Consider the following 25624-nt stretch of genomic DNA (forward strand, 5'->3'; position numbering starts at 1 on the left):
ATAATTGCCCGAAAACGGATGGTTGCGGTGCATTGCTTGGTTCCAGGTCGCCAAACCCAGTGCTGAATATTCAGCATTGGGATGAGCTTAGAGACCGGATACCTGGCGACGCAATCGGACGGCGGTGTGATGTTTGTAGGACGTTGCCGGGATTGTTGCGGGGCTGAAGATCAAAAGATCGTCCGAACGCGGCCCGAACCTTTGGCAGGTCCTACAGGTGAAGCGCAAGGTCGTTCCGACCTTCAATCGCGAGCAGGCTCGCTCCCACAGGGGGGCTGCATTTCACATCAGCATTTATTCGGTCGGCGGATTCAGCTTCGCTTCCAGCTCCGCCACTTTCGCTTCAAGGCTCTCCAGCCGCGCCCGCGTGCGCGCCAGCACAACCATCTGGCTATCGAATTCTTCCCGGCTCACCAGATCCAGTTTGCTGAAGCCACTCTGCAGCAACATCTTGAACTGGCTTTCGATTTCAGCTTTCGGCAGAGGCGTGTCGCCGCTGAAGAGGCGGGAGGCGGTGCCGGTGAGGGCGTCGAGGAAGTCTTTTGGCGCGAGCATGGGCAATGTCCTGGAAACAATGACGGGCAGTGTATCACGCAGTGTCTATAGTCATTTGCGCGGGCAAGGGATGCACGCTTTTCGCGCATGGGGACGGGCGGTATCGCACCGTTGTTGTGCGTATCGCGTCGGCTGTTGTTGCGAAGTGGCAGTCATCTGCGGGTAAAGGCTTGAAAACAGTAGTTTTTGTGGAGATGGCAAGCTTTCTGCTTAGACCCTGATGACCCATGCACTGATGCAGTCACTGTGACGAACGCAGTGCGCCAAGCGAAGCGGGGGAGTGTTTCGTGAGGAGCGTCGGACGGGCAGGTCAGGGCCGACGATGCGTTACAAAGCCAGGCACTGCGCTTAGACTTGAGTCGGGTTTGTTTTCCTGGGGCAAGTCCACCAATTCGGGAGAGAGTTTTCATGAAGCTAGTCACTGCCATCATCAAGCCGTTCAAGCTGGACGACGTACGCGAGTCGCTGTCCGAGATCGGCGTGCAGGGCATTACCGTCACTGAAGTCAAAGGCTTTGGTCGGCAGAAGGGTCACACCGAGCTGTATCGCGGCGCGGAATACGTGGTCGATTTCCTGCCCAAGGTGAAGATCGACGTCGCCATCGACGACAAGGATCTGGACCGGGTAATCGAGGCCATCACCAAGGCTGCCAACACCGGCAAGATCGGTGACGGCAAGATCTTCGTGGTCAATCTGGAACAGGCGATTCGCATCCGTACCGGCGAAACCGATACCGACGCAATCTAAGCCGCCACAAACCCAACGCCCCAGGAGAAAACAATATGACTCTGCGTAAATTCGCAGGGCTAGGAGCCCTGTTGTCCATCGTAATGCCCAGCCTTGCTCTGGCGGCAGACGAAGTGGCGGCCCCAGTCCTCAACTCCGGCGACACCGCCTGGATGATGACCTCGACAGCCTTGGTGCTGTTCATGACCATTCCCGGCCTCGCGCTGTTCTACGGCGGCATGGTTCGGTCGAAAAACATTCTTTCCGTGATGATGCAGTGCTTCGCCATTACCGGTCTGATCAGCGTCCTGTGGGTCATCTATGGCTACAGCATCGCGTTCGACACCACGGGCATGGAGCAGGGCGTCGTCAACTTCAACTCCTTCTTCGGCGGCATGGGCAAGGCGTTCCTTGCCGGTATCACGCCAGCCAGCCTGACCGGCCCTGCGGCGCTGTTTCCCGAGGCGGTCTTCGTCACCTTCCAGATGACTTTCGCGATCATCACCCCGGCGCTGATCGTCGGTGCGTTCGCCGAGCGGATGAAGTTCTCCGCGATGCTGGTGTTCATGGGCATCTGGTTCACCCTGGTGTATGCGCCGATCGCGCACATGGTCTGGTCCGGCAACGGTGGCCTGATGTGGGACTGGGGCGTGCTCGATTTCGCTGGTGGCACCGTGGTGCACATCAACGCCGGTGTGGCTGGTCTGGTTGCCTGCCTGGTGCTGGGCAAGCGCAAGGGCTTCCCGACCACGCCGATGGCGCCGCACAACCTCGGTTACACCCTGATGGGCGCGGCCATGCTGTGGGTCGGCTGGTTCGGTTTCAACGCCGGTTCCGCCGCTGCGGCCAACGGCACCGCCGGCATGGCGATGCTGGTGACTCAAATCGCTACCGCTGCTGCCGCACTGGGCTGGATGTTTGCCGAGTGGCTCACCCACGGCAAACCTAGCGCACTGGGCATCGCTTCGGGCGTGGTTGCCGGTCTGGTGGCAATCACCCCGGCTGCCGGCACCGTTGGCCCGATGGGCGCGTTGGTTATCGGTCTGGCGGCTGGCGTGGTGTGCTTCTTCTGCGCCACCACCCTCAAGCGCAAGCTCGGCTATGACGATTCCCTGGACGCCTTTGGTGTGCACGGTATCGGCGGTATCCTCGGCGCAATCCTGACCGGTGTGTTCGCTGCTCCGTCCCTGGGTGGCTTCGGCACCGTGACCGACATCGCCGCACAAGTGTGGATTCAGTGCAAAGGCGTGGGCTTCACGGTGATCTACACCGCGATCGCTACCTACATCATCCTCAAGGTGCTGGATATGGTCATGGGCCTGCGCATCAACGAAGAAGAAGAAGCGGTCGGCATCGATCTGGCGCTTCACAACGAACGCGGCTACAACTTGTAAGCACGCGGATAAAAAACTTGCCCGGCTTGCCGGGCATTTTTTTGTCTGGAATTTGTCATTGAAGGCTGAGCTGAAAGGTTTTTTCCTACAGGTTTTACGATGTTTGCGTCGGGTGTTTTTGTGCAGCCAAAGGCTTACAGGATTGAAGGAATATTAGGGCCTTTGTTTTTTCACAGAGCGCGCTAGAATGCGCCCCGAACGTGCGGAGAACTGTATGTGGCAACAGACTCTGATTACCTTGCGGGCGAGGCCCCGGGGCTTTCATCTGGTAACGGACGAGTTACTCGCCGGCTTGCCTGAACTCAAGGCGTGTCGGGTCGGTCTGTTGCATTTGTGGCTACAGCATACCTCGGCGTCGTTGACCATCAACGAGAACGCCGATCCGGCGGTACGTCGCGACTTCGAACGATTTTTCAATCGTCTGATCCCACAAGGAACAGACGGCTATGAGCATAACGACGAAGGCCTGGACGACCTCCCGGCGCACTTCAAGGCCAGCGTGCTTGGCTGTCAGCTCAGTTTGCCGATTTCGGCAGGCCGGTTGGCGTTGGGGACCTGGCAAGGCGTTTATCTGGGCGAGCACCGTGATCATGGCGGTGCCCGTAAAGTCCTCGCCACCGTGCACGGTGAAGAGGCATAGCCGCTGGTCAGCAGCGGCTGTTGATTTTTTTCCGGCAGCCTTCGACAGAGGGCAAAGCTGGGCTATAACTAATCTGCTTTTCGCAAGTCATGAGGTAGAACATGAGCGACGATGATCTGGAAAACGACGACCTCGAAGTAGGCGACGACGACGAAACCGAGGAAGGTCTGGAAGCAGCGGCGGAAGACGTCGCTGAAGACGACGGCGGTGATGCGCCGGCTCCGACCGCCAAAGGCAAGGCCAAGGCAGCGGTATCGGTCGATGAGCTGCCGAGTGTCGAAGCCAAGAACAAGGAGCGCGATGCTCTCGCGCGGGCCATGGAGGAGTTTTTGGCCAAGGGCGGCAAGGTGCAGGAAGTGGAGGCCAATGTGGTCGCCGATCCGCCCAAGAAGCCGGACAACAAGTACGGCAGCCGGCCTATCTGAGCCTGCTATCCGCTTGCTGAAAAAGCCCGCCGTCGCTGCGGGCTTTTTCATGCCTGAAACAAAACTTCGGGTTGAGCACAGTCCTCTGTGGGAGCGAGCTTGCTCGCGATGACAATTGACGCCGATAGGCTGACTGTCAGTCCGCTATCGCGAGCAAGCTCGCTCCCACAGGTTTTTTTGTCAGGCCGACACCGAATTCCACCGCGCCAGCAACGCCGGCAAATCGGTCAGGCTGCGAATCTCCGCATCGGGCAAGCGGTCGGCTTCCCAGGCCTTGCCCGCCGGGTTGAACCAGATCGCCCGCATTCCCGCCTGCTGCGCACCTGCTATGTCATCCCCCGGATGATCGCCAATGTGCACCGCCGATTCAGCGGTCACGCCACCGCGTTGCAGGGCCTCCTGGAACAGTCGTGCGTCGGGTTTGGCGATGCCGATGTCTTCGGCGCACAACGCAAACTTGAAGTAATCCGCCAGGCCCAGCCGACGCACATCGGCGTTGCCATTGGTGACCACGCCGAGGGCGTAATGGTTGGCGAGGATTTCCAGGGTCGGTTCGACCTCCGGAAACACGTCGATCTGATGGCGAGCGTGCAGAAACACTTCAAAGCTCTTGTCCGCCAGATCCGAGGCTTCGTCATCCCCATAACCGGACTCTTCCAGTGCATGGAACAGTACCCGTCGACGCAGGGCGCTGATGCGGTGCTTGAGGCCAGGCTCGTTGCTCAATACACGCTCGCGAATGGCCCACAGATGTTCAACCGGCACTGCCCCCAGATTGGGCGCGTGCTCGGTCAGCCATTCGCGCAAAACGGCTTCGGCGCTGACGATGACGGGGGCGGTGTCCCACAGGGTGTCGTCGAGGTCGAAGGTGATCAACTGAATGCTCATGAATCGTCGCCCTTAATGCGTTTGGCCCGTGGGTGGGCGCTGTCGTAGACCGTGGCCAGGTGCTGGAAGTCCAGGTGGGTGTAGATCTGCGTGGTCTTGATGTCCGAGTGGCCGAGCAGTTCCTGCACCGCGCGCAGATCCTGGGAGGATTCCAGCAAATGGCTGGCGAAGGAGTGTCGCAACATGTGCGGATGCAGGTTCTGCCCCAGTTCGCGCTCGCCGGCAGCCTTGACCCGTACCTGGATCGCCCGGGGGCCGAGACGGCGACCTTGCTGGCTGACAAATACCGCATCGTCCGCCGGGTTGGCCATGGCTCTCAATGGCAGCCACTGCTCCAGCGCTTCGCGGGCCTTTTTGCCTACCGGTAGCAGGCGGGTCTTGCTGCCTTTGCCGAGCACCTGGACCATGCCGTCAGCCAAGTCGATCTGATCGAGATTGAGCCCCGTCAGCTCCGACAGCCGCAGCCCGGAGGAATAGAACAGCTCGAGAATCGCCTGGTCCCGACGTGCCAGAAAGTCATCCTCGACCCCGCCTTCAAGCAGTTGCAGGGCGCGGTCGGTATCGAGGGTTTTCGGCAGGCGGCGTTCGCCTTTGGGCGGCGCGAGGCCATTGGCCGGATCGTGGTCGCACAGGCCTTCGCGGTTCAAATAGTGATAGAGCCCGCGAACGGCCGACAGCAATCGCGCCAGGCTGCGGGACGATTGCCCCTGGGCATGCAGGCGGGCAACCAGGCTACGCAGGCGCTGGATGTCCAGCGCCGTCCAGCTGCCGATATTCTGTTTGACGCACCAGCCCAGCACTTTATCGAGGTCGCGGCGGTAGGCCGACAGCGTGTGCGGCGACACCTGCCGCTCACTGCGCAGGTGTTCGCAGTAAGCGTCCAGTTGCCGTTCCATGTTCAGCGTACCGAGCGCAGGGAGTTGTTGACCCGTGGCAGCACGCGACCCATGACTTCAGCGATGTAGCTCAGGAACAAGGTGCCCACCGAGCTTTTGTAGTGCTGCGGATCACGGCTGGCGATGGCCAGGATGCCGTGAATGCCCTGGTGGCTGATGGCGACGACCGCGGTGGAACCGATCTGCTTGCGCTGTTCTTCGCCGAACAGGAAGTCCAGTTCATGTTCGCGCAGGCTGCCGCTGACGCTTTTGTCTTCCGAGAGCAAACCGCCGATGGCCACTTGAGCTTCGGCGTGGGTGACCCAGCGGCCCACCGGCATGGCGTTGTCACCGAGCAGGATGAGGCTGACGAAGGGCACCTGGAATTCCTGGCGCAGGCTGTCTTCGACGCACATCACCACATCTTCCAGGCTTGCAGCATCCATCAATGCCAGGATCAGGCGACGAGTCTTTTCGAACAGCCGGTCGTTGTCCCGGGCCACGTCCATCAAATGCGACAGGCGATGACGCAGTTCAATGTTGCGGTCGCGCAGGATGGTCATCTGACGTTCCACCAGCGACACGGTATCGCCGCGCCGATGGGGAATGCGCAGGGACGGGAGCAGTTCTTCGTGCTCGACGAAGAAGTCCGGATGAGCCTCCAGGTACGCGGCTACAGCCGCCGCCTCAAGGCTTTCGGACGGTGATTCGTCAGCTTGTCGTGCGGGTACCTGAGGCTTGTCGGTCATGGATTTCGCTCACTCAAAGACGCACTTGTCCTTCATACACGCGCACTGCCGGGCCGGTCATCATCACCGGTTGGCCAGGGCCTGCCCACTCGATGGACAAGCGCCCGCCAGGCAGGTCGATCAATAGCGGCGAATCCATCCACCCCTGGCTGATCGCGGCCACTGCGGCGGCACAGGCGCCGGTTCCGCAAGCCTGGGTTTCCCCGGCCCCGCGTTCCCAGACGCGCAGCTGCGCGCGGCTCCGGTCGATGACCTGGAGAAAACCGACATTGACCCGTGCCGGGAAGCGGGGGTGATGTTCGATTTTCGGCCCCAGTTCATGCACCGGCGCGTTATTGATGTCGCTGACCCGCAGTACGGCATGGGGGTTGCCCATGGACACGGCAGCCAGATCGACCGGGGTGCCGTCGACGTCGACCTGATAACTCTTGGCCTGCTCCGGTGCCTGGAACGGAATATCCGCCGGCACCAGGCGCGGGGCGCCCATATTGACGCCGATCTGGCCGTCGTTACGCACGTCGAGCTCGATGACGCCGCTTTTGGTCTCGACGCGGATCTGCCGTTTTGCGGTCAGGCGCTTGTCGAGCACGAAGCGGGCGAAACAACGCGCACCGTTGCCGCACTGTTCCACTTCGGAACCGTCGGAGTTGAAGATCCGATAGCGGAAGTCCACGTCCGGGTTGCTCGGCGCTTCGACGATCAGCAGCTGGTCGAAACCGATGCCGGTGTGCCGGTCGCCCCATTGCTTGGCGTGCTTGGGCAGAATATGCGCGTGTTGGCTGACCAGGTCGAGGACCATGAAGTCATTGCCCAGGCCGTGCATCTTGGTAAAACGCAGCAGCATGGTTTTACTCCGGCAGCAGGCTTTCGCCAGCAAACAACTCGGCTACCGTTTCACGGCGACGCACTTCAAATGCCTGATCACCGTCCACCAACACTTCAGCGGCACGGCCGCGGGTGTTGTAGTTGGAACTCATGACAAACCCGTAGGCACCGGCCGAATGCACGGCCAGCAGGTCGCCTTCTTCCAGCGCCAGCTGACGGTCCTTGGCCAGGAAGTCGCCGGTCTCGCAGATCGGGCCGACGATGTCGTAGGCACGGGCAGCAGAGGTGCGCGGGCGTACGGCGGTAACGTCCATCCACGCCTGGTACAGCGCCGGGCGGATCAAGTCGTTCATGGCTGCATCGACGATGGCGAAGTCTTTGTGCTCGGTGTGCTTGAGGTATTCGACCTGGGTCAGCAATACACCGGCGTTGGCGACGATGAAGCGGCCCGGCTCGAACACCAGCGCCAGGTCACGACCGTCGAGACGCTCGCGAACGGCCTTGATGTAGTCGGCAGCCAGTGGCGGCTCCTCGTCCTTGTAGCGCACGCCCAGGCCGCCACCGAGATCGATGTGGCGCAGGTAGATGCCGCAATCGCCGAGGCGATCGACCAGGCCCAGCAGACGGTCGAGAGCGTCGATGAACGGCGGCAGGGTGGTCAGTTGCGAGCCGATGTGGCAATCGACGCCGACCACTTCCAGGTTTGGCAGCTGCGCGGCACGCACGTACACGTCTTCGGCGTCGGCGATGGCGATACCGAACTTGTTCTCTTTGAGACCGGTGGAAATGTACGGGTGGGTGCCGGCATCGACGTCCGGGTTCACGCGCAACGAAATCGGCGCGCGAACGCCGAGTTCGGCGGCGACCACTTGCAGGCGTTCCAGCTCGTCGGTGGATTCGACGTTGAAGCAGTGCACGCCGACTTCCAGGGCGCGACGCATGTCGTCACGGGTCTTGCCGACACCGGAGAACACGATCTTGTCGGCGCTGCCGCCAGCCGCCAGCACACGTTCCAGCTCGCCACGGGAGACGATGTCGAAACCGGCGCCCAGACGCGCCAGGACATTCAGCACGCCCAGGTTGGAGTTGGCCTTTACCGCAAAGCACACCAGGTGCGACATGCCGGCCAGCGCATCGGCGTAAGCCAGGTATTGGGCTTCGATGTGCGCGCGCGAGTAAACGTAGGTCGGTGTACCAAAGCGCTCGGCGATGGCAGACAGGGCAACACCTTCCGCGAACAGTTCACCGTCACGGTAGTTAAAAGCGTCCATGAGGTTCCCTTATTATTGGTAGACGTCGTGCTTGTGTGCTTTGGAAGCAGGCTGCTGCTGCGACGACTTGGCTTGCTCGACAGGGTCCTGGTCTTCATCGGGCAGGTACAGCGGGCCTTTTTGACCGCAGGCCGACACAAGGCAGGCAACCGCGAGGAGCGCAGCAAGGGAAGAGATCAGGCGCTTCATGGCGAAATCCTTGAAAATGCATTAATTGCGCCGGAGTATACCGGCCACCCGGCAGCTTGCCTATGCAACGGACCGCCCGTCCGGCGGGGCTTGGCTCGTGGCCGGCCGGTATCACGCAATCCCTGTGGGAGCGAGCCTGCTCGCGAAGGCGTCGTGTCAGGCGACATCAATGTTGAATGTCAGTCCGCATTCGCGAGCAGGCTCGCTCCCACAAGGGGGCCCTCGGTTGTTATCCTTTGCAATCGACGGGGCTCAGTCGTATCTTGCGGCGCTTGAGCCTGATCAGACACTTTTTGAGGTTGCCGTAATGAGTTTGTCCGAAGCGCGTTTCCATGACCTTGTCGATGCCACCCAGCAAACCCTGGAGGACATCTTTGACGAGAGCGACCTGGATATCGACCTCGAAAGCTCGGCCGGTGTGCTGACCGTCAAGTTCGAGAACGGCAGCCAGTTGATCTTCAGTCGCCAGGAGCCGCTGCGTCAGCTGTGGCTGGCGGCGGTGTCCGGTGGTTTCCACTTCGACTACGACGAAGAAAGCGAGCGCTGGATGTGCGACAAGAGCGAAGAGCAGTTGGGTGAGATGCTTGAGCGTATCGTCCAGCAGCAAGCCGGCGTCGAACTCGATTTCGAAGGCCTGTGAGATCGTGACCCAGCCTGCGCCTGTCCGTGCTCCCAAGCCGCTCTACAGCAACGTCAGCCCGGCGGTACCGTCGCCCTGCAGCGGTGTGTGCCGGCTGGACGAGCGGAAAGTCTGCCTGGGCTGTTTCCGTCACGTCGAAGACATTCGCGAATGGCGTTCGGCCGATGACGAACGTCGACGGGTGATTTGTGCGCAGGCCGCCCGGCGAAAAACCGCTACCAATCCCCTGTAGGAGCGAGCCTGCTCGCGATGGGCGTTAGCGATGACGAGAGCTGTCTGGTTGAACGCGGCGCTTTAACGTTCTTCGCGAGCAGGCTCGCTCCCACAAAAAATGGCTTGGCTTGTATATTTTTTGAGCTGTGATAGTGTCCGGAAACGCCTCAACCCATCGAGGCTTGTGAAAACCCCGCCTTTTTCTGGCGGGGTTTTGCTTTTTTCGTGCAGAAGAAAGGAGTCTGCCCAGACCATGACCGCACCTTCCATCACCCTTACCCGTCTGGACGTCCAGCGTCTGGAGCGTCTGATCGACAGCCTGGACGAGACGCTGCCGGGCGTTATTGCGTTGCAAACCGAACTGGATCGCGCCGATACCCTGGTCGGCCACGATGAAGTGCCGGCGGATGTCGTGACGATGAATTCCCGTGTGCATTGCCGCGAAGAAGGCAGTGGCAAGGACTACCACCTGACCCTGGTGTATCCCAAGGATGCGAACGCCGACGAAGGCAAAGTCTCGATCCTTGCGCCGGTGGGCAGCGCGCTGCTCGGCCTGAAGGTTGGCCAGCACATCGATTGGCCGGCTCCGGGCGGCAAGACCCTGAAGCTGACGCTGCTGGAAGTCGAATCGCAGCCGGCCAATGGCGGCGCGTTCCCGGAGTGACACCCCTCAGACCTGATCGAGCGCCTCGTTCAATGCCAGCTCCAGGTCAGCTTTGAAGCGCAGGTACAGATGGGTGGAACTCTGTCCTTCACCGAGCAGGCCTGACAGGTCGAGGTCGGTGATGTAGCAGCGGTAGCGTTCGGTTTCCCGGCGCTGCCCGACGATTTCCCTGGCGACCACGCGGAACAACTGGTCGCCATGCTCCAGCTCGGAAAACTCCTGTTGATTGCAATACAACGTCACCTGCACCTGACCCGGTGCGGCTTTGCCGACGATCGCCTGCACGTCGTAGAACGGCTTGTTCACCGGCGTCTGCGGCACCGGCCGGGCTTCGATGCGGCGCGCCCGGCCAGGGCCTGACGGCAGCAACTGGCAATACAGGGTGTCGAGGTTCAGGGGGTGGGCCGCGTCCATTGGCATCAGGGCATCGCGACGGTACTGGATCGATTGCAGGAAACGCTGCAGCGGCACTAGCAGGCTTTGCTCGTCGTGCCAGGGCAGGCGTTGCTGCCACAGGGCATTGAACTCATCGAGCACGTACAGATCGGCCTGATCTTCGTTGACCCGGTAGAACACTTGGATGCAGTCCGGCTGGCCCGTTGGCAGGAACAGCGCGAGATCGTGGTCTTCCAAAGCCTTTGGGTCCAGGTGAAGCGGGCTGTAGCTCGCCATTTCCTTGCCCAGGTAATCGATCAGTGCCGGCAGAGTGGCTAGCGCGATGTGCTGGACCTGGCCCGGCACCAACTCCAGAACGTGGTAGTGCTGCTGGACCTGGATCAGGTAGCGATGGTTGAGCCGGCTCAGCAGCAGGTTCTGCGCGGTATCGAGGATTTCTTCCACCCGTTGGGCAATGAACTGCGCGCGGTTATGGCAGAAGCAGCGCACCCTCAGCTTCGGCTGTTGCGGCCCGGCGGGCAGATTGTTGAGGTAGTCGCGGATGCAGTCGAGCAGGGCATGGGGGCCGTCGTAGCGGCCGACCAGCACTTCGTTCCAGCTGTTGAGCGTGACCTGGTCCAGGGTCAGCACCAGATTTTCCCGGACACCTGCGTAGCTCAGGGAGTCGGTGCGCTCGGTGGTCATGAGGATGTTCAGGTCGCGATGGTGCTTGAGCGGATCGATGCCGACATTCACCAGGATCAGCACTTCACTCGGCACGCTGGCGCGCAACAGAGGTTCCTCGGCGACGGTGGGCAAGGGCAGGGCGATAGTCTGTTGCAGGCTGCCGAGCAGGTTGAACAGTTCGAATTCGCTCAAGTCGCTGGTGCCGGGGTGCAGGGCCAGGCGGGTGCTGCTGTCGATCACGCCATTGCGGTGGCACCAGGTCAGCAGCTCGAGCAAGTGACGGCTGCGTTTGATCGGCGCGAAATGCTCCCATTCCAGTGCCGTCAGGCTGCCGTTGTACAAGCCCCACTGGCTTTGCCCCGGTTCTTTCTTGTTCGGTGCGTGCACCAGTGTCAGGGTGTCTTCAGCCAGGTCCGGGGCGATGCCGGGGTTGATGAATTCGATTTTGCCGGCCTTGCGCTCGAAAGCGGCGTACAGGCGACGGCCGAGGACACTCAGGTCGCGCTTGTTGATGCGGCTGACCGTTTGTTCGTGACGGGCAAACTGGGTGAGGAAGCGGTAGCTGTAGTTCAGCTCGTTGACCAGTGCCCGTCGCTCGGAGCTGACCTGACGGACTTTCCACTGGCTGCGACTGTCGAGCAGAGTCAGTTGGCGCTGGTCCCAGTGCCATTCATGGGCCAGGCGTTCGAGCAAAGAGCGCTGCCAGCTCTGGGTGCGGCTGTTGCCGGTGAGTTTGCGATTGACCTTCAGGTACAGCGCGCGACGTACCAGTTCCAGGCGTTCCGGTTCGTTGCGGGCGATCAGGTATTCCTCGATACGCCGGTACACCACGACATACGGATCCAGTTCGTCGAGGTCGAGCTGGTTGGCGAACACCGCTTGCTTGAAGCGCAGGCTCAGGCAATGGACCCTGGGGTGTTCACTGGCGTAAACCTCGGTCAGCAGCAGCTTGAGTACCGACTTGTAGGGCGACTCGATGCCCTTGAACAATTGCCAGAGCCCGGCACCGACAAATTCGCCGGGCGGGATGTAGGCCAGGTTGCCGAGGTCGAGGGTTTCATCGGCACGGATGAAACGCTTGGAAATCAGGGTATGGGTGTAGCGGTCGTAGCTCGACTCTTCGTAGACCGGCACCAGCCACCAGATCGGTGTGCGCCCGGCCAGCCAGATCGCGGTGCGGTAAAACTCGTCCAGCAACAGGTAGTGCTGGGTGGTGCCGCAATCTTCCGAACTCAGCTGGGTATCGCGCTCGCCGCGGACGAAACGGCTCGGGTCGATCAGGAAGAAATGCGCTTCGGCGCCCTGGCTGGTGGCCCAGGCTTCCAGCAACTGGCATTTCTTGCGCAGCTCGGCAAGTTCGTTCTCGGTCAGGTCCGGCCCATGGCAGACCCACACATCCATGTCGCTCTGGTCGGCCTGCGCCAGGGTGCCGAGGCTGCCCATCAGGAACAGTCCGTGAATCGGCCTTGGCGGGTTGCTGCCGTGGCGCGGCTTGTAGGAGAACGAGCGGGTCAGGCGCTGGGCTTCGGCGAGGACATTGGCATCCGGTTCGAAATTCGACAGCCCGGCCGGCGTACTGCCGGAAACGTAGCCGGGCAACAGCGGATGGTTAACGTGGAAAAACAGCGGCAGCAAGGTCAGGACCCCTTGCTGGCGGGTCGACAACCCTTCCATGGCGCGAGCCATGCGTCCTTCGTTGAGTTTCAGAAAGCGTGCGCGCAGCTGGCTGAGAACCTTGCGATCGATTCCCTCGTCCAGATCAGGGCGGATTTCGTGGGTGCGCGTCATGTCAGCTCAAACCGGCTCGCAGGGCTCGGACGTGGGGCTCTTCGGATGAGGGGCAGTTTAGCGCCTTGAGGCGAGGACTTTTAAGCTGATTTTGTTTTTCTGGCGTCAGATTTCTAACGGCTTGAGGCAGGCATCAGGGGAATGTGCCCGCGGAAATCCCTGGATCGGGGTCTCCGTGGGCGATGCGGCAGAATTCAGGCTGTTACTTCGGCGTTAAGAATGGTCAGCACGGATTGCACATTTTGCGCGGCGTCACGACCCAGGCTGGTCAGGTAACCGCCATCAGGCTGGTCGGTCAGTTCTTTTTCAAAGAGGCGTTTGGCGGCGGCGATGTGTTTCGGGGCAGCGGTCTGATGAATTTTCAGACCTTCCTGGGAACTGTCCAGGTTGAAGAGTGCGAGGACTTCCAGTTCGGCAACCAACTCAGGGGTAAGCGACATAAGGACTCCAGACTTTCTAGGAATTGGACGACAGCGCCCCTAAGGTGAGCCCACTTGCGCGGCATGTCCAGTGCTCGCGACAGGGTTTTTTGCCTCTGTAGGAGCGAGCTTGCTCGCGAAGATCGTCAACGATGACGCGTAAACCAGATGCCCCGTGGCGCTCTCGGGTTTTTCGCGAGCAAGCTCGCTCCTACAGGGAGGGCGTGGATTTACTGCTTTTCCGGCGGTAACTCGGGCAATGCGCGCAGGGCAGCTTCGTACCATTCGGTGTTAAACGCGCGGTCTTCTTCGAGAATCGCGTCGATTTCGACCGCCAAAACGTGAGCCATCAGGTTAAGAATTTCTTCGCGTTCGTAACCCACCAGCGTCAGCTTGTTGAACGTCGCCTTGGCAGCCGGCGGGTTGTCGCTTTCGATCTGGTTTTCGATGGCCTGGATCAGGGTACTTTCGGCGAACTCTTCTTCGTCGTTGTCGATATCGGTTGGCTCGCTCATGGCAGGCTCCTCAGGGAAAGGCGGCCAGTTTACCCGTATTCACCTGCATGTTGCTGCTGGCAGGAACGCCTTGAGCGTTCTATAAACAGACACCGCCCACCCCGCACGGCCTGGAGGCTTTGTGATGTTTAAACTTTATGGATTTTGCGTCAGCAACTACTACAACATGGTCAAACTGGCGTTGCTGGAAAAAGGCCTGCCGTTCGAGGAGGTCATGTTCGTCCCGACCCAGACCCCGGAGTCATTGGCGATCAGCCCGCGAGGCAAGGTCCCGGTGCTGGGCGTCGAGCAGGGCTACATTAACGAAACCAGTGTGATTCTCGAGTACATCGAACAAGCCCAAAAGGGCAAGCCGCTGTTGTCGAGTGAGCCGTTCGAGCGCGCGCAGGTGCTGGCGTTGGCCAAGGAAATCGAGCTGTACATCGAACTGCCGGCGCGTGCCTGCTTCCCGGAAGCATTTTTTGGCATGACGGTGCCGGAGGCGATCAAGGAAAAGAGCAAGGCTGAGTTGCTACTGGGGTTTGCCTCCCTGGCCAGGCACGGCAAATTCGCCCCTTATGTGGCTGGAGAAAGCTTGAGCATTGCCGACCTGTACTTCCAGTACAGCGTTTCACTGGCCAGTGCGGTCGGGCAGAAGGTGTTCGGGATTGATCTGTTGGCAGAAATGCCAGCGGCCAAGGCGTTGCTGGAGCGTCTGGGACAGAACCCCAACGTTCAGCGAATTGCGCTGGACAGAGAGGCGGCGATGCCAGCGTTCATGGCGATGGTCGCGGCCAGGAAGTAGTTCTGTGGTGTTCTGAAGTCAGTCATCGCGAGCAGGCTCACACACAGGGTTAGATGTGCGAACACATATCCAATGTTGGAGCGAGCCTGCTTGCGATGCTTTTGGCTTTTAGCGGCTGGCGAGCAACGCCTGGCCGCGAGCCACGGCAGCCTTCACCTGCGCCGGCGCGGTGCCGCCGATGTGGTTGCGGGCATTGACCGAGCCTTCCAGGGTCAGCACGGCGAACACGTCCTGGTCGATCTGGTCGCTGAACTTGCGCAGTTCTTCCAGGCTCATTTCCGCCAGGTCCTTGCCGCTGTCCACGCCATACTTCACGGCATGGCCAACGATTTCGTGGCAATCACGGAATGGCAGGCCGCGACGCACCAGGTAGTCGGCCAGGTCGGTGGCGGTAGAGAAGCCGCGCAGGGCCGCTTCGCGCATCATCGCGTGCTTGGGCTTGATCGCCGGCACCATGTCGGCAAAGGCCCGCAGCGAGTCGCGCAGGGTGTCGGCGGCATCGAACAGCGGTTCCTTGTCTTCCTGGTTGTCCTTGTTATAGGCCAGAGGCTGTCCTTTCATCAGGGTCAGCAGGCCCATCAGCGCGCCGAATACGCGACCGGTCTTGCCACGCACGAGCTCCGGCACGTCCGGGTTTTTCTTTTGCGGCATGATCGAGCTGCCGGTGCAGAAACGGTCGGGCAGATCGATGAACTGGAACTGCGCGCTGGTCCACAGCACCAGCTCTTCGGAGAATCGCGACAAGTGCATCATCGCGATACTGGCCGCCGAGCAGAATTCGATGGCGAAATCACGATCGGAGACGTTGTCCAGCGAATTGCCGCCAACCGCGTCGAAACCCAGGAGTTGGGCGGTGTATTCGCGATCGATCGGGTAGGTGGTGCCGGCCAGCGCCGCGCTGCCCAGCGGCATGCGATTGGTGCGCTTGCGGCAATCGACCAGGCGTTCGTAGTCGCGGCTGAGCATTTCGAACCAGGCCAGCATGTGGTGCCCGAACGTCACCGGCTGTGCGGTCTGCAGGTGGGTGAACCCCGGCATGATGCTGGCGGCTTCGCGCTCGGCCTGTTCCAGCAGGCCTTTTTGCAGGCGGGTGATTTCGGCCAGGATCAGGTCGATCTCGTCACGCAGCCACAGACGGATGTCGGTGGCAACCTGATCGTTACGGCTGCGGCCGGTGTGCAGCTTTTTACCGGTCACGCCGATGCGGTCGGTCAGGCGTGCCTCGATGTTCATGTGAACGTCTTCGAGGTCGATGCGCCAGTCGAACTGGCCGGCCTCGATTTCACCCTGGATAGTGTTCAGGCCATCGATGATGCTGTCGCGCTCGGCATCGGTCAGTACGCCGACCTTGGCCAGCATGGTGGCGTGGGCGATCGAGCCCATGATGTCGTGGCGATACAGGCGCTGGTCGAAGGTGACGGAGGCGGTGAAGCGGGCGACGAAGGCGTCGACGGGTTCACTGAAGCGGCCGCCCCAGGACTGATTGGTCTTGTCAGTGCTCATGAATTCGCTCGTATCGGCTTGAAGTAAGAAGGCGTGGAACGCTGGCGCGGATAATAACAGGGTTGCCAATCCTGTCGCTGACACTGGTCGATACGTTTTTTGGGGGGGCGAGAGCCCGGGCTCGGACAATATTCGCGCATTTTTGCCGAACGATATTTTCCAATTGAGCAATATCGTCCCGGCAACCGTCTACAGTTGGACAGTAGGACCAGCGCACTTCTCGGTGCAGCCGCTGGCTATAAGAAGAGTGGGGTGTTCATATTGCGTATCAGCAAACCCTGTGGCGATGCATCGCCAACGCGGGCCTGGGCCGCCAATCGCCCGGCAGATGAAAATTTAGCCGCCGGACCAACGGCACTTTTTGGCGCTCGCGCTAGTCTTAGCGTGGATCGCGGTGACGGACGTCACTTCACCTGTCTACGCTATCCTTGTGCGAGACTCACGCAGGAATCCAGCGCAATATGAATGTCCTGATCGTTGATGACGAACCCTTGGCCCGCGAGCGCCTGAGCCGAATGGTTGGCGAACTCGAGGGGTACAGTGTCCTGGAGCCTAGTGCCACGAATGGCGAAGAGGCGTTGGCACTGATCGACAGCCACAAGCCGGATATCGTGCTGCTCGATATCCGCATGCCCGGCCTGGATGGCCTGCAAGTGGCTGCTCGGTTGTGTGAACGCGAAACTCCCCCCGCCGTGGTGTTCTGCGCCGGGCCCGATGAATTTGCCGTGGAAGCCTTACAGGCCAGCGCCGTAGGCTATCTGGTGAAACCTGTGAGAACTGAACAATTACATGAAGCATTAAAGAGAGCCGAGCGCCCCAATCGTGCTCAGCTCGGCGCCCTGACCCGCCCCGCTGCCGAAAGCGGCAACGGCCCGCGCAGCCATATCAGCGCCCGGACCCGTAAAGGGATCGAGCTGATTCCGCTGGATCAGGTGGTGTATTTCATTGCCGACCACAAATACGTGACCTTGCGCCACGAAAGCGGCGAAGTACTGCTCGATGAGCCGCTCAAGGCCCTCGAAGATGAATTCGGTGACCGTTTCGTGCGTATCCATCGCAATGCACTGGTCGCCCGTGAGCGTATCGAGCGATTGCAACGCACACCCCTGGGGCATTTTCAGCTATTCCTAAAAGGCCTCAACGGTGATGCGCTGATCGTCAGCCGTCGTCATGTGGCTGGGGTACGCAAAATGATGCAACAGCTTTAAACAGCTGTTCGCAGGCCAATTTTACACCCGATTGCCGGACATCCGGGGCCAGGGAGGCCGAGTAGTATCTGATACAAGTCAAAGTGGATTTGGCTGAGCTGTTATTATCCGTCATATCTATTCAGTACGGATTGATCCATGTCCTCTCGCCAGATCCGCATCGCCACCCGCAAAAGCGCTCTCGCCCTGTGGCAGGCCGAATACGTCAAGGCCCGTCTTGAAGCGGCTCATCCGGGCCTGCTGGTGACCCTCGTCCCCATGGTCAGCCGTGGTGACAAGCTGCTTGACTCACCGCTCTCGAAAATTGGCGGCAAGGGCCTGTTCGTCAAGGAACTCGAAACCGCGCTGCTGGAAAATGAAGCCGACATCGCCGTGCACTCCATGAAGGACGTGCCGATGGACTTCCCCGAAGGCCTTGGCCTGTTCTGCATCTGCGAGCGGGAAGACCCGCGCGATGCCTTCGTTTCCAACACCTACGCCAGCCTGGATGATTTGCCCCGGGGCAGCATCGTCGGCACCTCCAGCCTGCGCCGCCAGGCTCAATTGCTGACCCGCCGCCCGGACCTGGAAATCCGTTTCCTGCGCGGCAACGTCAACACCCGCCTGGCCAAGCTCGACGCCGGCGAATACGACGCCATCATCCTCGCCTCTGCCGGCCTGATCCGCCTGGGATTCGAAGATCGCATCACCTCGGCCATCAGCGTCGACGACAGCCTTCCGGCCGGTGGCCAGGGCGCGGTGGGTATCGAATGCCGCAGCGGTGACAGAGAAATCCATGCGTTGCTGACACCTCTGCATCACCAGGACACCGCCACCCGCGTGACCGCTGAGCGAGCCCTCAACAAGCACCTCAATGGTGGCTGCCAGGTGCCGATTGCCTGCTACGCCGTGCTGGAAGGTGAGCAGGTCTGGTTGCGCGGATTGGTGGGCGATCCAGCCGGGGGCCTGCTGCTCAGCGCACAAGCCCGCGCCCCTCGCGGCGATGCCGAGGCGTTGGGTGTTCGAGTCGCCGAAGACCTGCTCAGCCAGGGTGCCGACGCCATCCTCAAAGCGGTCTATGGCGAGGCTGGTCACGAGTGATCGGTTGGCGCTTGCTGCTGACGCGTCCCGCCGATGAGGCGGCGGCGCTGAGCAGCCTTTTGGCCGAGCAGGGGATATTCAGTAACAGTCTGCCGCTTTTGGACATCATGCCCATTGCGGCCACTGACACAATGCGCCAGGTGATTCTGGCACTGGATCAGTTCTGCGCCGTTATTGTGGTCAGCAAGCCGGCCGCCCGGATCGGCGTCGAACTGCTCGAGCAGTATTGGCCAACACCGCCCGGTGTGAAGTGGTTCAGCGTCGGCGCGGCGACTGCGCAGATCCTCGAGGATCACGGGCTGGACGTGAGCTTCCCGGCAGAAGGCGATGACAGTGAAGCCTTGCTCGAACTTTCCCGACTGCGCGAGGCTATCGCACAACCCGATGCGCGAGTGCTGATCCTGCGAGGGGAGGGCGGACGGGAGTTGCTGGCTGAGCGTTTGCGTGAGCTTGGTGCTAGTGTCGAGTATCTGGAGCTGTACCGCCGGGGATTGCCGATTTATCCGCCGACACTGCTGCCGCAACGGATCCAGGCGGAACGCCTGAACGGGTTGGTGGTCAGCAGTGGACAAGGCTTTGAGCACCTGCATCAACTGGCCGGCGATGCCTGGCCGCAGTTGGCACGGTTGCCGTTGTTTGTACCGAGCCCCAGGGTTGCCGAAATGGCACGTGCCGCCGGGGCCAAAACAGTTGTGGATTGTCGCGGCGCCAGTGCCGCGGCCTTGCTGACGGCGTTGCGGGAGCATCCCGTACCCGTTTTCTGATGCAAAGGATGGATACGTGAGCGAAACAGCCTTGCCTAAAGATGACTCGCGACGGGTGCTCGATGCACCTGTTGATGCTCCTGTTGATGAAATGCCGCCGCCACCACCCGTTGCCGATCAGCGTCGAGGCAATGGTCTGGCAATCATCGCGCTGCTGTTGGGCGCGGCCGGTGTAGCGGTGGGCGGCTGGGGTGTCTGGCAGGTGCGTCACCTGCAGGCCAATAATCAGCAGCAACTGAGCCAGGTGCAGGCGCTGAATGACCAGGCGCAAAGCCTCAAGCTCAATGAGGAACGCCTGAGCGCGCGCCTTGCGCAATTGCCTCCCGCCGATGAACTGGAGGCACGCAGTCGTCTGGTGATTCAACTGCAAGGTGATCAGCAGCGATTGAACCAACGGTTGGAAACCGTACTCGGCGCCAGTCGCAAGGACTGGCGCCTGGCCGAGGCCGAGCACCTGCTGCGTCTGGCCAGCCTGCGACTGTCCGCCTTGCAGGACATCAGCAGCGCCCAGGCACTGGTCCAGGGTGCCGACGAGATACTGCGCGAGCAGAACGACCCGGGCTCCTTTGCCGCTCGCGAGCAGGTGGCCAAGACCCTGATCGCCTTGCGCAGCACCGAACAACCGGATCGCACCGGGCTGTTCCTGCGTCTGGGCGCGCTGCGCGATCAAGTGGCCAGCCTCACCGAGTTGGCACCGGAGTACAAGGACCGTGGCGATTCGTTGCTGGGCCTGACTGCCGATGGCGACGGTGCCAGTCGCTGGGCGCAATGGTGGGATCAGATTTCGCGCTACATCCGTATCGATTTCAATGCCGACAAAAACGTTCGCCCATTGCTGGCCGGCCAGAGCCTGAGTCAGGTACGCCTGGCCCTGAGCCTGGCGCTGGAGCAAGCGCAGTGGGCCGCACTCAATGGCCAGGCGGCGGTTTACTCCCAGGTGCTGGACGAAGCGCGGGACATCCTCAAGGGCAACTTCAACCCGGACAACGCACAAAGCAAAGTCATGCTTGAGCAGGTGGCAGAGTTGAGCGTGCAACCCGTCACGGTCGTCACGCCGGATATGACCGGCACCCTGAGCGCGGTGCAGGGGTATCTGGAGCGGCGCAACGTCAACGCCGAGGATTCGGTCAAGCCACTCGCCAGGCCTGCCGCGAATGCCGCGCCGGAGGCCACGCCATGAGACGCCTCTATGTGATCGTGTTCCTCGTGATCGCCGCTGCCGCTGCGCTGGGGCTGGCGATTGCCGAACACTCCGGCTACGTGCTGATTGCCTACAAGACCTTCCGCTATGAGTCGAGCCTGTGGGCTACCTTGGCGCTGGTGGCTGTGCTCTGGCTGGTGATCTGGGGCATCAAGTCGCTGATCGAGCTGGTGATGGCTTCCAGTGGCGTGGTCAATCCGTGGTCACGACGTAACCGCAGCCGTCGGGTGCAAGTGGCGATCGAGCACGGTCAACTGGACCTGGCCGAGGGTCGCTGGGCCAGCGCGCAACGGCACTTGCATCGGGCTGCCGAAGCCGAGCGGCAACCGTTGCTTTACTACCTCGGCGCTGCTCGTGCGGCGAACGAACTCGGCAACTACGAAGAAAGCGACAACTTGCTGGAGCGCGCCCTGGAGCGTCAGCCTCAGGCCGAGTTGGCGATCGCCTTGAGCCACGCCCAGTTGCAGACCGATCGCGGTGATACCGAAGGTGCCCTCGCCACCCTGCAAGCGATGCGTGAACGCCATCCTCATAACGCACAGACCCTGCGGCAGTTGCAGCGCCTGCTTGCGCAGCGTGGTGACTGGTCGGCGGTGATTCGCCTGCTTCCGGAGCTGCGCAAGGACAAAATTCTTCCGGCGGCCGAACTCGCCGAACTGGAGCGTCGGGCCTGGGGGGCGAACCTGTCCCTGGCGGCGCAACGGGAAGAAGACGGAACGGTGGGGCAGCAATCGCTTGAACGTGCCTGGCAACAATTGACTTCGGCACAGCGTCAGGAGCCGCAACTGGTGCTGGCGTATGCCGAGCAGTTGCGGCAACTGGGGGCTCAGGTCGAGGCCGAAGAAGTGCTGCGCACTGCGCTCAAACGCAGCTACGACAGTCATCTGGCACGCTTCTACGGACTGGTTCGCGGCAATGATCCGGCCCGTCAGCTGCAGGCCGCCGAAGGCTGGCTCAAGGACCATCCGGCTGATCCGGGCCTGCTGCTGACACTGGGTCGTCTATGCCTGCAAAACAGTTTGTGGGGCAAGGCCCGGGACTATCTGGAAAGCAGCCTGCGTGTACAGCGCAATCCGGAAGCCTGTGCCGAGCTGGCACGCTTGCTGGCGCAAATGGGCGATGCCGAGCGCAGCAACCAGCTGTTTCAGGAAGGCCTTGGGTTGTTGGATGAACGCTTGCTCGCGGCCCCTCTGCCAGTGCCGGTCCGCGCTTGAACCATTCGCTGGCGCCGGGCTCCGGCGCCTGAGCGATGACCTGCGGCGAGAGAGCAATCGCCCTCGCCTCCGTGCGATGAATCGTTGAAATTCAGTCGCAAAATTTCGTCGCGGGCAAAGTCCTACAGAGGACTACATTTTATCCTCTCGCCTGCGTCGGGATTTCCCTACACCTGTGCTGAAGTCTCCGTGGGCGCTTGCCTTGAAAGGCCGTCGCGCTTTCCTCTACCGTAATGGTCTGTCACTACTTTTACGGAAAAGCCATGTCTTTGGCCTGCTCACGCTCCTTGTTTTTCATGGCTTTCATTGCGGGTGCCCTGGCGATGGGTGTTTCCTATTACCTGGAATACGCAGTCGGCCTGCGGCCTTGCGGCTTGTGTCTGGTGCAGCGGTTTTGCCTGGCGCTCCTTACCGGTGTCTGCCTGATGGCTTCGGTCCATGGCCCCGGTCGCATCGGTAACGTTCTGTATTGGCTGCTCAGTCTTTGTTGCAGCCTGGCCGGCACTGTCACTGCATGGCGACAAGTCCTGCTGCAAAGCCTTCCGGCTGAACAGGTCGCAGCGTGCTCGACGCATCTGGCGGACCCGTTGACCAATTCGCCGTGGCTATCGGTCGTACAGCAAATGTTGAAGGGTGCTGCCGATTGCGTGGAAATTTCCTGGACGCTGTTCGATTTGAGTCTCACCGAGTGGAGCCTGCTGTTCTTTGTCGCGATGATGATTCTGGCCGTTTACCAGTCGCTGCGACTGGTCTGGACCCGCTATCAGCGACCACTCAGCGGCGAGTCGTCGCACCGGGCCCTTGCGGGCGATTAAACACTTGTATGAACTTTATCGCCTGCGTACCTTGAAGCCAGTGTCGTGCGGGCATAATCTGGCCCGCACGTGTCATTGGAATTATGTTGCTCGATGACGCTCTGCCTGAAATCGCCCCCGACGTAACAAGAGGGCGACGGGCATTGAGCAGCTGACCCACAAGGGAAGAGAGATCACCATGCTCGAAAGTTGTCAGAATGCTCAGGAACGCTGGGGTGGAGTGCACCTGCTGATCGATCGCTGGTTGCAGGAGCGCAAAGAGCTGATCGATGCATACGACAAGCTCGGTGCCGATCCAGAGACACTGTCCACGAATCGCAAGCCTTTGCAGGAGTTCTGCGGCGTGCTGGTCGATTATGTATCGGCTGGGCATTTCGAGATCTACGAGCAACTGACGGGGGAGGCCAAGGCCTTCAACGACAAGCGTGGGCTGGAGCTCGCCGAGACCATCTACCCGCGCATCGATGTCATCACTGAAAAGCTGCTTGCGTTCAATGACCTTTGCGACGAAGGCAAATGCGTTGCGCAGAAGTTCAAGGAACTGGGTGGCCTGTTGCACGAACGCTTCGAACTGGAAGATTGCCTGATCGAAGTGCTGCACACCGCTCACAAGGAAGCCGATCCGGTTCAGGCCTGAAGCGCTTCCTGCAAGACCCTGAAACGGCGTGCCAAGGCACGCCGTTTTTCATTTGTGTTGTCAGCCGGTAGCGCCGCGCAATTCGACTTCGAATACCAGCGGAGTGAACGGAGCGATCACGTCACCGGCACCGTCGGCGCCATAGGCTTGAGCCGATGGAATCACCAGTCGCCATTTCGCCCCGACCGGCATGTTTTGCAGCGCGCTGCGCCATCCGGCGATCACGCTGTCGAGGCTGAACCATTGTGGCTGACTGTTCTGATCGAACACCGTACCGTCGGGCAAGCGACCGATGTACAGCACCTGCACCTTGCCGTTCGGTCCGGCCTTGGCGCCAGTGCCTGGCGTCAACTCGGTCAGCAACACGCCATCAGCCAGTTCGCGCACGCCGGGTCTGGCTTTCTCCGTGGCGAGAAAGCGCTGCTCTTTTTCCAGTGCCATTTCGCTTTGCGGCCCGGCTGACTGCATGGCGATCCGGGCCTCATGCTCGGCCAATATCTGTTGGATCTGCTCGTCCTTCAGCGCCAGCGGTTTGCCCTGATAGGCCTGCTGCAATCCTTCGACCAGTGCCTGGAGTTGCAGGTCGGGAACCTCCTGGCGCAAGCGTTCGCCAAGGCTTGCACCCAGGCTGTAAGCGAGATCGCGGGCTTCATTTTCCTGCGTTGTTTCGCCGGCCTGGGCCACCGAAAAAAACACGCACAGCGATAAAAAAAGGTAGCGTGACATGATCACTCTCCGACCTGAATTGCGGGCGATTATGCCAGCGAGAATGCGCACAGCGGTGAACTGCTTTTGCGCTGATGCAGAAGTTTTTCAATCCTTTGCAACACAGCGCTTTCGATAGTGTCAACATGCCCTAGCGGCGGTTGCAGCAGAGGTCTAGTATGAGCCGCACGCACTTCAGCCAGGAGGTAAACCATGTCGGCCACCAAGAAGCCAGTAAACACTCCGTTGCACTTGCTCCAACAACTCTCGGGCAGCCTGCTCGAGCATCTGGAAACCGCTTGTTCCGAAGCCTTGGCTGATGCTGAAAAACTGCTCGCCAAACTGGAAAAGCAGCGCGGAAAAGCGCAAGAAAAACTGCACAAATCCCGCACCAAATTGCAGGACGCCGCGGCGACCGGAAAAGCCAAGGCACAAGCCAAGGCCAAGGGCGCGGTGAGCGATCTTGAGGAGCTGCTCGATGCCCTCAAGAATCGTCAATCGGAAACCCGTGGCTACATTCTGCAACTCAAACGCGATGCTCAGGAAAGCCTGAAACTGGCCCAGGGCATCGGTCGTGTACAAGAGGCTGTCGGCAAGGCGTTGTCCCTGCGTGCAGCCAAGCCTGCTGCGGCACCTGCGAAGAAAGCCGCCGCCAAACCGGCTGCTGCAAAAGCACCGGCCAAGCCTGCTGCTGCCAAAACAGCCACTGCCAAGCCAGTCGCTAAAACTGCCGCAGCCAAACCTGCTGCCAAACCGGTTGCGAGAAAACCGGCTGCTGCCAGCGCTGCAAAACCTGCGGCTAAAACCACGGCTGCCAAACCAGCCGCCGCCCGACCTGCCGCTGCAAGAGCTGCTGCTGCCAAACCAGCCGTGGCTAAAACCGCTGCCGCTAAACCGGCTGCCAAACCAACTGCAAAACCGGCCGCTAAACCAGCTGCCCGCACCGCGGCGGCGAAACCTGCTGCCAAGCCGGCTGCAAAACCTGTCGCTGCGAAATCGGCAGCAAAACCCGCTGCCAAGCCAGCGGCAAAACCTGCTGTAAAAGCGGCTGCCAAACCCGCTGCTAAACCTGCTGTAAAAGCGGCAGCAAAACCTGCTGCCAAACCAGCCGCAAAACCAGCTGCAGCGAAACCAGCCGTTGCCGCCAAGCCAGCCGCTGCCAAGCCAGTTGCCGCCAAACCGGCTGCTGCAAAACCCGCTGCAAAACCAGCAGCCAAACCTGCAGTGAAAAAGCCGGTTGCCGCCAAGCCAGCCACCGCGCCGGTTGCCAAGCCAGCCGCTCCGGCTGCGCCGGCAGCACCTGCTCCGGCAGCAACTACCTCGACAGCCGCGCCAGCGCCAACGCCTGCCGCAACTTCGAGTGTTGTAACCACCCCAGCCAGCGCTTCCTAAGTGCCGGTTACCGCGACGCGCAGCTGATGCAGCGCGTCGCGGTGCAGGTGGGCGGCTTCAGCTGCCACACCTTCCAGCCAGGCCGATAGATCGGTCTCGGCATTTTGCGGCCAACTCTGCGCCGCTCTCTCCAGCCGCAACAACAGATGCCGTTCGGCTTCCAGCTCCAGTGCCTTCACTTGTTCGCGCAAGGTATGCAAGTCGGCGTCTTGTGTGGCCGTAGCTTTCCACTGTGTGCGCAAGGCACGTAGCGGCCGCACGACATCGGTGTCCCAGGCGACAGCCACGCTGCGTAGTTGCTGCAAGCGCTGCTCATCGCAGGCCACGCCTCGTTGTCCCAGCCACGCACTGCACAGCAACAGGCACACATTGGCTCCCGCCGACTGCAATTGCAGGCAAGCCTGCTCAACACCCGGACGGGCGTAAGTGGTCAGGGAAAAGCTCCACAGGTCAGAGGACATAGTGCTACTCGCGCCAGTTGCG

General features: G+C 60.9%; 29 protein-coding genes and 1 pseudogene. 17 read left to right on the forward strand and 13 right to left on the reverse strand.

Annotated elements, in window-relative coordinates; genetic code table 11:
• Positions 1 to 294: 294 nt before the first annotated feature.
• Positions 295 to 555: an accessory factor UbiK family protein gene (locus tag ACM6J5_RS27345; RefSeq protein ID WP_046038993.1), complete on the reverse strand. Its 261-nt coding sequence runs from the start codon at positions 553 to 555 to the stop codon at positions 295 to 297.
• Between the two features lie 408 nt (positions 556 to 963).
• Between ACM6J5_RS27345 and glnK the strand changes: the two genes are divergently transcribed.
• The 4 genes from glnK to sutA all read left to right on the forward strand — a co-directional run bounded on the left by glnK (position 964) and on the right by sutA (position 3740).
• Positions 964 to 1302 (forward strand): P-II family nitrogen regulator, encoded by a 339-nt coding sequence (gene glnK, locus ACM6J5_RS27350; RefSeq protein WP_002555808.1) that lies wholly within the window; start codon positions 964 to 966, stop codon positions 1300 to 1302.
• 35 nt (positions 1303 to 1337) lie between these two features.
• Complete coding sequence (locus ACM6J5_RS27355; RefSeq protein ID WP_095943370.1) at positions 1338 to 2675, forward strand: ammonium transporter; 1338 nt, start codon at positions 1338 to 1340, stop codon at positions 2673 to 2675.
• Positions 2676 to 2889: 214 nt separating this feature from the next.
• Positions 2890 to 3315, forward strand: coding sequence for a secondary thiamine-phosphate synthase enzyme YjbQ (locus tag ACM6J5_RS27360; protein WP_008015517.1), 426 nt, complete (start codon positions 2890 to 2892; stop codon positions 3313 to 3315).
• A 101-nt stretch (positions 3316 to 3416) separates the two neighbouring features.
• A complete protein-coding gene (gene sutA, locus ACM6J5_RS27365; protein ID WP_095943368.1) occupies positions 3417 to 3740 on the forward strand; it encodes a transcriptional regulator SutA in 324 nt (107 codons plus the stop codon).
• A 180-nt stretch (positions 3741 to 3920) separates the two neighbouring features.
• Here the strand turns inward: sutA and ACM6J5_RS27370 are convergent, their stop codons facing one another.
• From ACM6J5_RS27370 to lptM, 6 genes are read right to left on the reverse strand one after another with little or no spacing between them, the layout of a single operon-like run.
• The gene (locus tag ACM6J5_RS27370) at positions 3921 to 4628 is read right to left on the reverse strand and encodes an HAD family hydrolase (protein ID WP_414929689.1); all 708 of its coding nucleotides are present in this window, start codon (positions 4626 to 4628) and stop codon (positions 3921 to 3923) included.
• The gene (gene xerC, locus ACM6J5_RS27375; RefSeq protein WP_150671961.1) at positions 4625 to 5524 is read right to left on the reverse strand and encodes a tyrosine recombinase XerC; all 900 of its coding nucleotides are present in this window, start codon (positions 5522 to 5524) and stop codon (positions 4625 to 4627) included. Before xerC ends, ACM6J5_RS27370 begins: the two co-directional genes overlap by 4 nt.
• A 2-nt stretch (positions 5525 to 5526) precedes the next feature.
• Complete coding sequence (locus tag ACM6J5_RS27380) at positions 5527 to 6252, reverse strand: DUF484 family protein (protein ID WP_015097340.1); 726 nt, start codon at positions 6250 to 6252, stop codon at positions 5527 to 5529.
• 13 nt (positions 6253 to 6265) lie between these two features.
• Positions 6266 to 7096 (reverse strand): diaminopimelate epimerase, encoded by an 831-nt coding sequence (gene dapF / locus ACM6J5_RS27385; protein WP_150671962.1) that lies wholly within the window; start codon positions 7094 to 7096, stop codon positions 6266 to 6268.
• Between the two features lie 4 nt (positions 7097 to 7100).
• Entirely contained in the window at positions 7101 to 8348 is a 1248-nt protein-coding gene (gene lysA / locus ACM6J5_RS27390) for a diaminopimelate decarboxylase (RefSeq protein WP_150671963.1), read from the reverse strand.
• A 12-nt stretch (positions 8349 to 8360) separates the two neighbouring features.
• Positions 8361 to 8537 (reverse strand): LPS translocon maturation chaperone LptM, encoded by a 177-nt coding sequence (lptM, locus tag ACM6J5_RS27395; protein ID WP_007980804.1) that lies wholly within the window; start codon positions 8535 to 8537, stop codon positions 8361 to 8363.
• A gap of 307 nt (positions 8538 to 8844) precedes the next feature.
• Here lptM and cyaY point away from each other — a divergent pair, with 307 nt between their 5' ends.
• From cyaY to rnk, 3 genes are all read left to right on the forward strand, one after another.
• On the forward strand, positions 8845 to 9177 hold the full coding sequence (cyaY, locus tag ACM6J5_RS27400) for an iron donor protein CyaY (RefSeq protein WP_008050853.1): 333 nt from the start codon (positions 8845 to 8847) through the stop codon (positions 9175 to 9177).
• Between the two features lie 4 nt (positions 9178 to 9181).
• On the forward strand, positions 9182 to 9409 hold the full coding sequence (locus ACM6J5_RS27405; protein ID WP_414929690.1) for a DUF1289 domain-containing protein: 228 nt from the start codon (positions 9182 to 9184) through the stop codon (positions 9407 to 9409).
• 234 nt (positions 9410 to 9643) lie between these two features.
• Positions 9644 to 10054 (forward strand): nucleoside diphosphate kinase regulator, encoded by a 411-nt coding sequence (gene rnk, locus ACM6J5_RS27410; protein ID WP_095943361.1) that lies wholly within the window; start codon positions 9644 to 9646, stop codon positions 10052 to 10054.
• Positions 10055 to 10060: 6 nt separating this feature from the next.
• Here the strand turns inward: rnk and ACM6J5_RS27415 are convergent, their stop codons facing one another.
• The 3 genes from ACM6J5_RS27415 to ACM6J5_RS27425 form a co-directional block, all read right to left on the reverse strand.
• Positions 10061 to 12904, reverse strand: coding sequence for a class I adenylate cyclase (locus tag ACM6J5_RS27415; RefSeq protein WP_414929691.1), 2844 nt, complete (start codon positions 12902 to 12904; stop codon positions 10061 to 10063).
• A 194-nt stretch (positions 12905 to 13098) separates the two neighbouring features.
• Entirely contained in the window at positions 13099 to 13344 is a 246-nt protein-coding gene (locus ACM6J5_RS27420; protein WP_007980796.1) for a TIGR02647 family protein, read from the reverse strand.
• 209 nt (positions 13345 to 13553) lie between these two features.
• Entirely contained in the window at positions 13554 to 13838 is a 285-nt protein-coding gene (locus tag ACM6J5_RS27425) for a hypothetical protein (RefSeq protein ID WP_046039010.1), read from the reverse strand.
• Positions 13839 to 13962: 124 nt separating this feature from the next.
• On the opposite strand from ACM6J5_RS27425, the gene ACM6J5_RS27430 reads away from it, so the two are divergent.
• On the forward strand, positions 13963 to 14622 hold the full coding sequence (locus ACM6J5_RS27430) for a glutathione S-transferase (protein ID WP_150671966.1): 660 nt from the start codon (positions 13963 to 13965) through the stop codon (positions 14620 to 14622).
• 108 nt (positions 14623 to 14730) lie between these two features.
• Here ACM6J5_RS27430 and argH read toward each other — a convergent pair whose 3' ends face one another.
• On the reverse strand, positions 14731 to 16125 hold the full coding sequence (argH, locus tag ACM6J5_RS27435) for an argininosuccinate lyase (protein ID WP_008001478.1): 1395 nt from the start codon (positions 16123 to 16125) through the stop codon (positions 14731 to 14733).
• A gap of 348 nt (positions 16126 to 16473) precedes the next feature.
• Between argH and ACM6J5_RS27440 the strand changes: the two are divergent.
• The 8 genes and pseudogenes from ACM6J5_RS27440 to rsd form a co-directional block, all read left to right on the forward strand.
• Positions 16474 to 16590 (forward strand): annotated as a pseudogene (locus ACM6J5_RS27440) (sensor histidine kinase); the annotation flags it as partial.
• Positions 16587 to 17333: a LytR/AlgR family response regulator transcription factor gene (locus ACM6J5_RS27445; protein WP_095943358.1), complete on the forward strand. Its 747-nt coding sequence runs from the start codon at positions 16587 to 16589 to the stop codon at positions 17331 to 17333. The pseudogene ACM6J5_RS27440 and the gene ACM6J5_RS27445, both read left to right, overlap by 4 nt.
• Before the next feature lie 138 nt (positions 17334 to 17471).
• A complete protein-coding gene (gene hemC, locus ACM6J5_RS27450) occupies positions 17472 to 18413 on the forward strand; it encodes a hydroxymethylbilane synthase (RefSeq protein ID WP_414929692.1) in 942 nt (313 codons plus the stop codon).
• Positions 18410 to 19177 (forward strand): uroporphyrinogen-III synthase, encoded by a 768-nt coding sequence (locus ACM6J5_RS27455; RefSeq protein ID WP_150671968.1) that lies wholly within the window; start codon positions 18410 to 18412, stop codon positions 19175 to 19177. Before hemC ends, ACM6J5_RS27455 begins: the two co-directional genes overlap by 4 nt.
• Positions 19178 to 19193: 16 nt before the next feature.
• Positions 19194 to 20357 carry a uroporphyrinogen-III C-methyltransferase gene (locus tag ACM6J5_RS27460; RefSeq protein ID WP_414929693.1) on the forward strand — a complete coding sequence of 388 codons (1164 nt, stop codon included), beginning with the start codon at positions 19194 to 19196 and terminating at the stop codon, positions 20355 to 20357.
• Positions 20354 to 21592, forward strand: coding sequence for a heme biosynthesis protein HemY (locus tag ACM6J5_RS27465; RefSeq protein WP_150671969.1), 1239 nt, complete (start codon positions 20354 to 20356; stop codon positions 21590 to 21592). The genes ACM6J5_RS27460 and ACM6J5_RS27465 overlap by 4 nt, the downstream gene beginning before the upstream one ends.
• A gap of 263 nt (positions 21593 to 21855) precedes the next feature.
• On the forward strand, positions 21856 to 22407 hold the full coding sequence (locus ACM6J5_RS27470) for a disulfide bond formation protein B (protein WP_414929694.1): 552 nt from the start codon (positions 21856 to 21858) through the stop codon (positions 22405 to 22407).
• A gap of 178 nt (positions 22408 to 22585) precedes the next feature.
• On the forward strand, positions 22586 to 23044 hold the full coding sequence (gene rsd / locus ACM6J5_RS27475; RefSeq protein WP_095946287.1) for a sigma D regulator: 459 nt from the start codon (positions 22586 to 22588) through the stop codon (positions 23042 to 23044).
• A gap of 60 nt (positions 23045 to 23104) precedes the next feature.
• On the opposite strand, the gene ACM6J5_RS27480 is transcribed toward rsd, so the two are convergent.
• Positions 23105 to 23770: an FKBP-type peptidyl-prolyl cis-trans isomerase gene (locus tag ACM6J5_RS27480; RefSeq protein WP_095946288.1), complete on the reverse strand. Its 666-nt coding sequence runs from the start codon at positions 23768 to 23770 to the stop codon at positions 23105 to 23107.
• 192 nt (positions 23771 to 23962) lie between these two features.
• Between ACM6J5_RS27480 and ACM6J5_RS27485 the strand changes: the two genes are divergently transcribed.
• On the forward strand, positions 23963 to 25141 hold the full coding sequence (locus ACM6J5_RS27485; RefSeq protein ID WP_150671970.1) for an AlgP family protein: 1179 nt from the start codon (positions 23963 to 23965) through the stop codon (positions 25139 to 25141).
• Here ACM6J5_RS27485 and ACM6J5_RS27490 read toward each other — a convergent pair.
• Complete coding sequence (locus ACM6J5_RS27490) at positions 25138 to 25602, reverse strand: TIGR02444 family protein (protein WP_095946291.1); 465 nt, start codon at positions 25600 to 25602, stop codon at positions 25138 to 25140. The genes ACM6J5_RS27485 and ACM6J5_RS27490 overlap by 4 nt on opposite strands.
• Between the last annotated feature and the right edge of the window lie 22 nt (positions 25603 to 25624).

Origin of the sequence: Pseudomonas sp. IT-P74, assembly GCF_949768175.1 — a bacterium.
Lineage (GTDB): Bacteria > Pseudomonadota > Gammaproteobacteria > Pseudomonadales > Pseudomonadaceae > Aquipseudomonas.